Annotated in this window: 12 protein-coding genes and 1 pseudogene; 5 read left to right on the top strand and 8 right to left on the bottom strand. The window is 72.8% G+C overall.

Annotated features, from left to right (window positions below):
- Positions 1-98 precede the first annotated feature (98 nt).
- Positions 99-320, top strand: a pseudogene (locus tag ACFXA3_RS14040) (alcohol dehydrogenase catalytic domain-containing protein); the annotation flags it as partial.
- 76 nt (positions 321-396) lie between these two features.
- A complete protein-coding gene (locus tag ACFXA3_RS14035; RefSeq protein ID WP_385186476.1) occupies positions 397-681 on the top strand; it encodes a hypothetical protein in 285 nt (94 codons plus the stop codon).
- Between the two features lie 27 nt (positions 682-708).
- On the opposite strand, the gene ACFXA3_RS14030 is transcribed toward ACFXA3_RS14035, so the two are convergent.
- From ACFXA3_RS14030 to ACFXA3_RS14015, 4 genes are all read right to left on the bottom strand, one after another.
- On the bottom strand, positions 709-861 hold the full coding sequence (locus tag ACFXA3_RS14030; protein WP_385186455.1) for an SCO1431 family membrane protein: 153 nt from the start codon (positions 859-861) through the stop codon (positions 709-711).
- Positions 862-1,174: 313 nt separating this feature from the next.
- Positions 1,175-1,600: an SPW repeat protein gene (locus tag ACFXA3_RS14025; RefSeq protein ID WP_385186451.1), complete on the bottom strand. Its 426-nt coding sequence runs from the start codon at positions 1,598-1,600 to the stop codon at positions 1,175-1,177.
- Positions 1,601-1,705: 105 nt separating this feature from the next.
- The gene (locus ACFXA3_RS14020) at positions 1,706-3,004 is read right to left on the bottom strand and encodes a peptidase C39 family protein (RefSeq protein ID WP_385186448.1); all 1,299 of its coding nucleotides are present in this window, start codon (positions 3,002-3,004) and stop codon (positions 1,706-1,708) included.
- Positions 3,005-3,119: 115 nt separating this feature from the next.
- Positions 3,120-3,389, bottom strand: a complete 270-nt coding sequence (locus ACFXA3_RS14015) for a hypothetical protein (RefSeq protein WP_076046471.1) — start codon at positions 3,387-3,389, stop codon at positions 3,120-3,122.
- Positions 3,390-3,755: 366 nt separating this feature from the next.
- Between ACFXA3_RS14015 and ACFXA3_RS14010 the strand changes: the two genes are divergently transcribed.
- On the top strand, positions 3,756-5,453 hold the full coding sequence (locus ACFXA3_RS14010; protein ID WP_385186473.1) for a serine/threonine-protein kinase: 1,698 nt from the start codon (positions 3,756-3,758) through the stop codon (positions 5,451-5,453).
- A gap of 12 nt (positions 5,454-5,465) precedes the next feature.
- On the opposite strand, the gene ACFXA3_RS14005 is transcribed toward ACFXA3_RS14010, so the two are convergent.
- Positions 5,466-6,269, bottom strand: a complete 804-nt coding sequence (locus tag ACFXA3_RS14005) for an SGNH/GDSL hydrolase family protein (protein ID WP_385186470.1) — start codon at positions 6,267-6,269, stop codon at positions 5,466-5,468.
- A 231-nt stretch (positions 6,270-6,500) separates the two neighbouring features.
- Between ACFXA3_RS14005 and ACFXA3_RS14000 the strand changes: the two genes are divergently transcribed.
- Entirely contained in the window at positions 6,501-7,601 is a 1,101-nt protein-coding gene (locus tag ACFXA3_RS14000; RefSeq protein WP_385186445.1) for a DUF5925 domain-containing protein, read from the top strand.
- A gap of 189 nt (positions 7,602-7,790) precedes the next feature.
- On the top strand, positions 7,791-8,327 hold the full coding sequence (locus ACFXA3_RS13995) for an FABP family protein (RefSeq protein ID WP_385186442.1): 537 nt from the start codon (positions 7,791-7,793) through the stop codon (positions 8,325-8,327).
- Here the strand turns inward: ACFXA3_RS13995 and ACFXA3_RS13990 are convergent.
- The 3 genes from ACFXA3_RS13990 to ACFXA3_RS13980 form a co-directional block, all read right to left on the bottom strand.
- On the bottom strand, positions 8,324-8,710 hold the full coding sequence (locus ACFXA3_RS13990) for a GntR family transcriptional regulator (protein ID WP_385186439.1): 387 nt from the start codon (positions 8,708-8,710) through the stop codon (positions 8,324-8,326). The genes ACFXA3_RS13995 and ACFXA3_RS13990 overlap by 4 nt on opposite strands.
- A 217-nt stretch (positions 8,711-8,927) precedes the next feature.
- The gene (xerC, locus tag ACFXA3_RS13985; protein ID WP_385186436.1) at positions 8,928-10,118 is read right to left on the bottom strand and encodes a tyrosine recombinase XerC; all 1,191 of its coding nucleotides are present in this window, start codon (positions 10,116-10,118) and stop codon (positions 8,928-8,930) included.
- 68 nt (positions 10,119-10,186) lie between these two features.
- Entirely contained in the window at positions 10,187-10,393 is a 207-nt protein-coding gene (locus ACFXA3_RS13980) for an excisionase family DNA-binding protein (RefSeq protein ID WP_385186434.1), read from the bottom strand.
- Positions 10,394-10,570 lie beyond the last annotated feature (177 nt).

Below are 10,570 nucleotides of genomic sequence, written 5' to 3'. Positions count from 1 at the left end.
GCCACCCCCCCCCCGGCCCCCCCCCCCCCCCCGGCGGGGGCGCCCCCCCCCCCCCCCCCCGGCGTCCGCGAAGGGGAAGGGACACAAGCGTGGCAACGATGCTCGCCGCGAGGCTGACCACCGACGGAGGCGGCTTCGCCGTCGAAGAGGTGCCGGTGCCCGTACCGGGCCCCGGGCAGGTCCTCGTACAGGTGCGCGCGGCCGGTGTCTGCCTGTCGGACGTGCACCTCATCCAGGGCATGCTGAAGCCGCAGCCCCTCGCGGGCGACAAGGTGACGCTCGGGCACGAAGTGGCCGGGGTGGTCCGCGCCCTGGGCGACGACCTGACCGGCGGGGGCCGCGGGGGCCCCGGCGGGGCCGCCGGGGCACGGCCCGCCGAGGGTGCTGGTCCTGACGATGCGCGCGGCGTCGCTCGACGACCACCGGCCGAGCACCCGGGACGGACACGAGGAGTACGGGCCGGCCGCCGACTCCCTCGCTCCGCGGGGCGGCGTGACCTTGTGCCTGTCGAAGTCCAGCGGCGGCATCGAAGGACTGCTGCGCGTCACCTTCAGCCCGGACGGCCTGCCCGCTCCCCCGGTGATCCCGCCGTTCTTCTTCATGACGCGGGTCAGTGCGGAGCAGGTGCCGGTCACCTCTGACGTGATCGTCACCGACGGGCTGCGGCCGGCGGCCTCGTGACGAGGGGGCCCGGCACCCGCGCCCGGGTCAGAGCCAGCCGACCTGGGTGACGAACATGGCGACGACGACCACCAGCGTCCAGCCGAGCACGTGCTCGAGCCACGTGGAGTCTTCCTTGGGGCCGCCGGTCCCGACGAGCTTGCGGGCGCGGGCGGTGAGGGCGGCGCTGTGTGCGGTCATGCCGTCCAATGTGACAGCGTTTGCGGCTTTCACGGTAGAGACGACCGTCACCCGTGGCGCACGTCACGCCCCGTCCGGCACCTCCGGGCGCGGATTCGGACGCCCCTTCGGACGTGCCGCCGGGCCCCGGCCCCCCGGCGGGGCGGGGGCGGGGGGGGCGCGGGGGCGGGGGGCCGCGGGGGGGCCCCCCCGCCGCCCCGGGCCGCCCCCCCCCCCCCCCCGCCCTCCCGGGGGGGGGCGTCGGCCCCCCCGGCGGCGGCCCGCCCCCGCCCCCCCGGCGCGCCCCCCCCCGGGGCCCCGGTGCGTACGGGGGTCAGGTCGCGCGGTTGCGGCCCGCCATGCCCGCCATGGAGAGCGCGAGCAGCAGGGCGACGCCGCCTGCGATCACATTGCTGACCACGCTGCGGGTGGTGCTGACGTCCCCGGCGATGAGCCACGGAGCCACGATCGTCCAGGCTCCGATGACGACCGCCGTCCAGGCCATCGCGTGGGTGCGTTCATAGGCGGAGCCCAGTCCGCTCATGCACAGGCAGTAGGCCAGCCCGGCGATCAGGTTGTTGATCGCGAGCGGGCCGAGCCCGAACCCGAACCCGGCGATCCATGCGGAAGCCGCCAGGTACAGGCCCGTGATGAGGGCCAGTGCCTCCACGGCCTGGGCGGCGGGCGTGTTGGTGACCCGCTCGAACCGTGAGCGCATCTCGGCGAGGTCGGGGTGGTGTTCGATGGGGTGGGTGGTCATGGCGGGCCGCCTCCTGTAGAAGCCTTTATGTGCCCTTTATGACTTTATGTTCCGCTTATCTGCGCTCCGGGTCAACGGAAATTCCGGGAAGTTTCGGCACCTTCCTCACAGCACTCCCACCGCCCTCAGCGCATGGATCTGGGCCGCGGTCGGGCGGGCCGGCGCGTACAGGTAGCAGATGCCTCCGGAGCCGGTGGCGACCTTGCCGGCGGCGTTGTGGCGCTTGGTGCGCAGCCAGGCGTTCTCCCACTCGCGGCGCTGGTAGACGCGGCGGACCGCCGGGTTGTCGGCCGAGTTCGGGTCGTTGGAGACCACGTCCCCGGCGGCGGTGAAGCCGATGACGGTCATCAGATGGCCCGCGGTGCCGTAGCCCGCGCCGGTGAGCTCCTCGGCGCGGAAGGACAGCGAGGTGATCGCGGGGATGCCCGAGCGGATCAGGGTCTCCAGGTCGGCGAGGGAGCGCAGCCGGGTGACGACGCCCGCCAGACCGTCGTAGGTGGCGGCGTAGGCCGCGTTGAAGGGCCAGTTGCCGCAGCCCTTGTAGGCACTGTCGTAGGTGAGCCGGGCCGCGTGGCAGACCTGCGGGTCGGCGTAGCGGGAATCCACCCAGGCCAGGTCCGCCGCGGCGGGCTCGCGGCCCCAGTACTCGATGATCATCTGGGAGGAGGTGGGGCTGCACCACGCCTCGCCGCCGTTGTCGTACTGGGGGTACTGGCCCTTGTGGACCTCCTGCGAGTAGCGGGGGACCGTCAGTTCGCGGGCCTCGCCCGACGGCGCCGAGGCGGGGACGGTGAACCGGTCCGCGACGTCGGAGACCATGGCCCCGGCCAGCCACACCGTCGGACTCCCGGTCGTGCCGGGCTTGCGGTGCAGGGTCAGGCGCAGCTGCCAGTCCGCGAGGCGTACGCCGTTCGCCCGCGCGGGGGCGTCGACGGCCAGCGTGTCGGTCCACACGGTGGAGGTGCCGTCGGTCTGGCCGTCCACGGAGGTGCGGCGGATGTCGCCGTCGCCGGAGGCCCAGCGCCCCATGACGTACCAGGGGGTGGTGGCGCGGGTGCCGTAGCCGGCGCGCAGTTCGACCTGGATCCAGGTGCCGGCCGGGGTGCGGGCGTTCCAGGACGGGATGGCCTCGGTGCCGGGCACCCGGGAGCGGTGCACCGGGGAGGTCCAGGAGGCGTACTCCCAGGTGCTCTTCCTGCCGGTGTGCGGGTCGGTGTACTCGGTGCGGCCGGCCGGGGTGCCGATCGCCAGGCCGGGGCGGCGGCCGGAGCGGGCGGTGGTGCCCTCGTGGGTGCCGGCCCGCCAGTGGGCGTACGAGTACCAGAACCGGTTGTCGACGGTCCGGCCGGCGGGGGCGGCGGGCCGGCCCCCCCGGGGGGGGGGGCCCCCGCGCTCGGCGAGCACACCGAGGCCCTGCTGCGCGCCCTGGGGATGACGGACGCGCAGATCACGACACTGCGCCGGGATGGTGTGGTTGCGTAGGGCCGGGGGCGAAACCTTGTGGAGTCGGGGACGGTTGTTACGAGCGGCGGCTGCCGAAGAGCGTGCGACGCAGACGCCGCAGCGGCGCGAAGAGCGAGACGCGCGCGCTCCGGCTCCGCAGGCGGTGCGTGTGGTCGCGAGAAGTGAGTTCGCGCATCAGCAGCGTCGCCTCGGCGGTCTCGCGGTGGGGGACGGCAGGTCCGCCCAGCACGGCGAGGTGGCGGTCGAGGCGCGAGCTGGTCGCACTGCTGCCGCAGGTGATGGCAGGCACGCGTGGCGGCCTGCTGCGCATTGCTATCTGTTCCATGTTCTCTCCCCACCCGTACGAGGGCACCCGGCCCGGGCAGGGTAACCCTATCGCCCCCGCGTCGCGCTCGGGTATCCCGGTGGTGTGAATTACCCCTATGGGGACGGGGAGTTGACGGTTACTCAGCGGAGTCGGCCGTCACTCTCCGCAGGGGAGGGGGGTCTTCCGGGGGCCGCCGCGCGGGTCCTGCGCGGACCCGGGCCACATCGCGCGCGCTGCGCTAACTTGGAGTGATCGCCCGCCGACACACGGACACACCAGGGGGCTCGCGTGAGTGACGGAATCGGTGGAGCGGGCGGGGAATCCGCCGCGGACCGTGTCATCTCGGGCCGGTACCGGCTGATCGACGTGCTGGGCCGGGGCGGGATGGGCATCGTGTGGCGGGCCCGCGACGAGGTGCTGGGCCGCGAGGTGGCCGTCAAGGAGGTACGGCCCCCCACGGGGCTGGACGGTGCCGAGATCGGGCGGATGTACCGGCGGCTCGAACGGGAGGCGTGGGCGGCGGCCCGGGTCTCGCACCGCGGGGTCGTCACGGTCTACGACGTGGCGACCGAGGACGGCCGGCCGTGGATCGTGATGGAGCTGGTGCGCGGGCTGTCGCTGGCCGACGCACTGGAGGCCGAGGGGCCGCTCACCCCGCAGCGGGCCGCACACCTCGGGGAGCAGGTGCTGGCCGCGCTGCGCGCCGCGCACGACGCCGGGGTGCTGCACCGGGACGTCAAACCCTCCAACGTGCTGATCGCCAACGACGGCCGGATGGTGCTGAGCGACTTCGGGATCGCCAGCCTGGAGGGTTCGTCGGCGATCACGATGACGGGCGAGGTGGTGGGCTCTCCCGAGTTCCTCGCGCCGGAGCGGGCCCTGGGGCGCGATCCGGGGCCGGAGTCGGACCTGTGGTCGCTCGGGGTGATGCTGTACATGGCCGTCGAGGGCGTCTCGCCGTTCCGGCAGGACACCCCGCTGTCCACGCTGCGGGCGGTGGTGGACGAGGAGCTGCCGCCGCCGCGCCGGGCGGGCCCGCTGACGCCGGTGCTGGAGGGGCTGCTGCGCAAGGACCCGGCGGAACGGCTGCCCGCGGCGGAGGCGGCCCGGATGCTGCGGATCGTCGGGGCGGGCGGGCTCCTCGAGGGTTCCGGCGGCGCGGTGTCGGGGCCGGACTCCCCGACGGCCACGGCGCACCACCGGCAGGACGGGCCGTACGGGCGCGACCGGCGCGAGGGGGCGACCCCGCCGATGCCGGTGCGGGTGCCCGCTCCGGCGCCACGTCCCGCCCCGGCCGGCGTGCCGGGCGGCGGGGCGCCGCCGCGCAAGGGGCGGGCCGGGCTGGTGCTGACCGCCGGGATCGTCGTGCTGCTGCTGGCGTTGGTCGTGCTGGGGTGGCTGCTGTTCAAGGACCGCGGTGACAGGGGCGGGAGCGGGGGCACCGGCCCGACGGGACCGGTCACCACGGCGGCCGGAACGTCCGCGGGCCCGTCCGGATCGCCGTCGCCGCCGGCGTCGCCCTCCCCGTCCCCGTCCCCGTCCGCTTCGCCGTCGGTGGCGCCCCCGCCGCAGTTCGCCGTGACGGTGCGTGCCGTACGGACGGACTACCGGGGGACGTGCCCGCCGGACGCCGCACGGGCCCCGGCGTTCACGGCGACCGTCGAGGCGGACCGTACGCCCGCCGTGCTGGAGTACCGCTGGGCGACGCGCAGCGGGGTCACCTCCGGCCCCGACTGGCAGTCCGTCACGTACCCGGCGGACGGCCCCCGGAGCCGGGAGCTGGACCACACCGAGCTCACGTACTACCCGAACGCGACCTTCGACGACGCGATCCGGCTGGAGGTGCGGGGGCCCGCCCCGGCGGCCTCGGACTGGGTGGAGTTCTCCGTGACGTGCGAGGAGGCGGGGACCCCGACGGAAGGGGCCTCCCCCTCCCCTGGGCCGAGCGGTTCACCGGCTCCGGTGCCGGCGGGGCCGGCGACCCCGGCGGCCGGCGCCGGACCGGAGGCCGCCGGACCGGAGGCCACGGGGCCGGAGGCCACGGAGTCCGCGACCGCGGGGCCGACCTCCGCAGCCTCCTGATCGGGCCCGGGATCAGGCCGCGTTGGTGAAGACGGGCAGGTAGCCGCCGGACTGTCCGGCAGCGGTGGGGTGGTACGACTCGGTGATGTTGAGCCAGTTGACGCTGTGCAGCCACGCGTCGCCGGAGCAGATCTCGTGGCCGGTGAAGGCGCCGGCCACCGGGGCGAAGGTGAACCCGTGGTTGGCGGCGCGTTTGGCGATGGCGGCGTTCAGGTAGTCGGCCGCGCCGTTGATGGCGGAGCGCTCGCCCTCGGTGAGGCCGGTGACGCAGTTTCCGCCCAGCTTGTAGAAGCGGGGATAGCCGAGGACGACGACGTGCGCGCCGGGCGCCCGGCCGTGGATCGCGTCGTAGACCTGGTCGAGCTGGCCGGGGAGGGTGGAGTCGACGTACGCCTTGGCCTGGTTGACGCGGTTGACGCAGGTGGACTCGGACTGGAGCACACAGGTCGTCATGACGTCGGAGAATCCGGCGTCGTTGCCGCCGATGGTGATGCTGACCAGGTCGGTGCCGGAGTTCAGCGGGCCGAGCTGGCCGGAGAGGACGTCACCCGTACGGGCGCCCGAGCAGGCGGTGAAGGAGAAGGTCTGCGGGGAGTGGGCGGCGGCCCACAGGGCCGGGTAGGCGCGGGAGGTGCGCTTGCAGTTGCCGCTCCCGCCGTCGTAGTTGCCGGCGCCGACGCCGGAGGAGTACGAGTCGCCGAGGGCGACGTAGCCGAAATCGGCCGTGGCGGCGGCCGCTTGTCCGGCGCCGAACAGGGCTGCGCCTGCGGCGAGTAACAGGGAGGAGGCCAGGGCGGCGAAGCGCGACGTCTTCATGCTCATGTGTGCGGCTCCTTGTGGGGGGAGGTACACGGGGGTTACTCGGGAGTTACTCCTGAGTCCGTGGTACTGGGAGTCGGCCATGGCCGGAAGTGCTCATGCCAAGAATTTTCGGCGCGGAGTTGCGAGCCGAATCTTCACCACCGGCACGTTTGAAGAGGGAACCCGCGCACCCGATCCGGCGAAACACGGGTGCACGCGGCCAGTTCGTGCCGGATCATGGGCGCCATGCCAGCCAACCCGCAGGACGCGCTGCCGATCCGGCTCAACGTCGACGACAGCGATTCACCGTCGGACGTCGTGGACGCGCTGTTCCTCGGCCGGTTCGCCTCCGGCGAGCAGCCGTACTCGCACAGCGTGACGATCGAGCGGGTGAAGGCGGAGGCGACCCTGCTGCCGCCCGAGGCCACCGTGCTGCGCTCGGCGCGCGACTCCGACCGCAGCGCCACCCTCGCGGAGGGCGAGGGCTGGACGATGCTCGTCTCGCGCTGGAGCCGCGGTGCGGACGTCACGGTGACGGCGGTCAGCGACGAACTCGCCGCCGGCGTGCTCGGCAAGGCCACGGACGGGGTGCAGGACGAGCCCGAACCGCAGCCTTCGAGCGTCACGATGGGGTTCTGGTACGTCTCCCCGCGCCGCGGACCGTACCGGACGACCCGCCAGATCTCCGCCGGGACCTGGGCGGAGGTGCGGCCGAACTACACGGCGCCGGTGGCCTCGGCGATGGACCGGCTGATGAAGGTGACCCCGGACGACATCGCGGGGCGGCTGCTCCTGCTGCACGGTCCGCCGGGCACCGGCAAGACCTCCGCGCTGCGGACGCTGGCCCGGTCGTGGCGGGACTGGTGCCAGGTGGACTGCGTCCTGGACCCGGAGCGGCTGTTCAACGACGTGGGCTACCTGATGGACATCGCGATCGGCGAGGACGAGGGCACGGCGAAGGGCCGCTGGCGGCTGCTCCTGCTGGAGGACTGCGACGAGCTGATCCGCGGCGAGGCCCGGCACACGGCCGGCCAGGCGCTGTCGCGGCTGCTGAACCTGACGGACGGGCTGCTGGGGCAGGGCCGCAACGTGCTGGTCGGGGTGACCACGAACGAGGACCTGGAACGGCTCCACCCGGCGGTGGTCCGGCCGGGCCGCTGCCTGGCCCGCATCGAGGTCGGCCGGCTCACGCACGGCGAGGCGGTGGACTGGCTGGGCACGGACGAGGGGATCTCGCGCGAGGGGGCCACGCTGGCCGAACTGTTCGCGCTGCGGCGGGGCGCGGGCCCGGCGTCCCTGCTGCCGCCGCAGGGCGGGCACGACACGGAGGCGGGCCTGTACCTGTAGCCGGCCCGCTGCGGCCGCGGCCGGCGGGCGGGAGCGCGTACGGGGCGGGGCGCGTGCGCGGGGCGCGTGGACGGGGCGGGGCGCGTGGGCGGGCGCGTGGGCGGGGCGGGCGCGGTCCGGGCCCGGGCGCCGACGACAATGGGCCCGGCCCGGGCGGAGTCCCGGGGGACACCGAACAGGAGCGTGCACGTGCCCGAACCGGCGCAGGAGAACCCGTACCCCGACAGCCAGGTCCTCGGCGAGGGCCCGGAACCGCACCCGCAGCTGGAGCCGGTCCTGCACCTCCTGGGCCGCTGGCACGGCAGCGGCGCCGGCGAGTACCCGACGCTGGAGCAGGGCTTCCGGTACGAGCAGGAGATCACCTTCAGCCATGACGGCCGGCCGTTCCTGCGCTACGAGTCGCGCGCCTGGCTGGTCGACGGGTCCGGCACGGCCCTGCGCCCCTCGGGGCGGGAATCCGGCTGGTGGCGCATCCTGCCCGACGCCTCGGTGGAGGTGGTCCTCGCGCACCCGACCGGCATCGTGGAGACGTACGTCGGCCGGGTGTCCGGGACGGACGTCGAGATGGCCACCGACACCGTGGCGTGCACGCCGAAGGCCAAGGAGGTCACCGCCGTGCGCCGCCGGTACGCCTTCGCCGACGGGGAACTGACGATCGAGCAGGCCATGGCGGCGGTGGGACGGCCCCTCACCCACCACCTCCGGGCACGGCTGCGGCGGAGCTAGCTCCCGTAGCGGGCGCGGAGGGCGTCGAGTGCGGCCGCGGTGGCCTCGTCGAAGCTCAGGCCCAGCCGCTTCGCGCGTTCCGCGTAGGCCTGCGCGGCGGAGGCCGCCTCCCGGGCGGCCCCGTCGCCGGCCGCGGCGATGAAGGTCCCGTTGCGGCCCCGCGTCTCGATGACCCCGTCGCCCTCCAGGGCCCGGTAGGCCTTCGCGACCGTGTTCGCCGCCAGCCCCAGCTCCTCCGCGAGCCCGCGCACCGTCGGCAGCTTGTACCCGACCGGCAGGTCACCCGCCCGAGCGGCCTCCGCGATCTGGGCGCGCAGTTGCTCGTAGGGGGCGGCCGCGCCGGCCGCGCCGTCGATCCGGATCTTCAGGTTCGTCGAGGTCACCCGGGGATTCTCCCCCATCGCGCACGATCCCCGGGCCCGCCCGGACCGATCTCGCCGCGGCCTCCGGAGCCCGCCACCTGAGCCCCTTCCTATGCCCGCCTTAAGCGGAACGTAAAGCGCGGGCAGGGCCCGAGAGGCGCGTTAAAGCAGGTCAGAGGCTTGCCCTCTGCTCCCAGCTTGGCTCCGGGGAGCCAAGCTGGGAGCCACGGGATGTGAATCACTGCGATGGTGAAGCTAGAGGCGGCTCGGCCGCCCCGCGCGGGAAGATCTGATCCATCGCTTCCGCGCCCTCCGCGATCACCGGCCGCAGCTGCTTCCGATAGACCTGCTCGGTCGTGCTACTGCCGGTGTGTCCGACGATGCGGGCGATCACTTCGATGGATAGACCGTGGTCGGAGAGCAGCGATACGAAACTCGTCCGCAGCTCTCGTGTCGTCCATTCCGCCGGCCGTTCGATGCCGGCCTCCTTCAGCAGAATGCGGAAGTTGCGGCGCACGTTCAAGGCGGTCCGCAGCTCCCCGTCCTCTGTGGGGAAGACGAGGCCCTCGCTGGTCCACTCACGGCCGGCGCCCTTGGCCTCGGCCTGCTGCCGTGCGCGGTGGGCATCCATCACTGCGGCCACCTGCTTGGGCATGGCCAGGGATCGGCGGCTCTTACGAGTCTTCGTGTCGCCGTGGCTGCGAACGGAGCGCCATACGTCGACATACGGCTGGCGCCCATCAGCAAGTCCGGTATGAACATGCGACCAGGTGAGCGGGCGAGTTTCTTCCGGCCGCACGCCGACCAGCAACGCCAGGACCACGTAGGCATGGATCCAACTGCCTGTCTTGGCGCGCAGGACGGCCTCTCCCTGTTCCAGCGAAAGTGACTTGCTGGGCCTGCCGTCCTTGCCTTCCGGGGCCTCAACCAACTCGGCTACGTTCCGGATGGATTTGCCTCGCCGCTGGGCATGCGTGATTGACCGGCGCAGGATGGAGAGGACCATTCGCAGAGACGTCGTAGCGAGCAGTTCCGCACGACCGTCGAGCCAGTCGTCGACCTCATCGGCCTCCAGCAGCCTGAGTTTCGCTGCCCCCAGCTCCGTGTAGATGTGCGTGGCTGCAAGGCTGCGATAGGTGTCCACGCTGGTGGACGCCTTGCCCTTGAGTCCTTGCGCCAGCCAGTCCTCAACGGCCTGCTTGACCGTGTAGTTGGCTGGAGCCTTGGCGCCCTTCTCCAGTTCCTTCTTGAGATCTCTCAGCTTCCGCCGGACATCGGTCTTGGTCTTCCCGGAGACCTTGGCTCGGTTGCGCTTGCCAGCCGCGGTATAGCCAAGGGAGATCGCGCCGACGTACCGGCCCTTGGAAGCGTCCCAGTAAATCGAGTCTTCGCCATTCGCCGCCTTACGGGCGGGTCGTTCTCCGTCCATTGGCACCTTTCATGCATGAGAACGGGGCCGCCCCCACTTGGGGCGGCCCCGTTGAGGGTCGTTGCGTGCTACGCGGCGGCCTCGGCCTCACGCTTGAGCAGCTCGACGTACTCGTCGACGTACTCGGTGGAGACAAGACGTCGCCGGCCAGAGCGCACAGTGCGCAGGCGACCGAGCCTGATCTCCTCGTAGGCGGTGGAACGGCCCACGCTCAACAGTTCCGCGGCTTCCTCAACGCTGTGCAGTCGCCTTTCAGGCACCACCACGAGAGCCATGGGCTGGTCTCTGTCCTTCCTCGGTCTTGGGCGATGTTGGATCCACATTGCGTTGAGTCGCGACTCAAGCGACTCAGAGCGGCTCAGAGGGCTTTCTTATCGGTTTTTCTTTCTCTTATACACAGCGTACTCTGCCGACGAAGATGATATTGTATATCGATGTGTTCTCCGTATCAT

It is taken from the genome of Streptomyces sp. NPDC059456, assembly GCF_042750055.1.
Lineage (GTDB): Bacteria > Actinomycetota > Actinomycetes > Streptomycetales > Streptomycetaceae > Streptomyces.
This window is presented reverse-complemented; position numbering and strand designations above follow the sequence as displayed.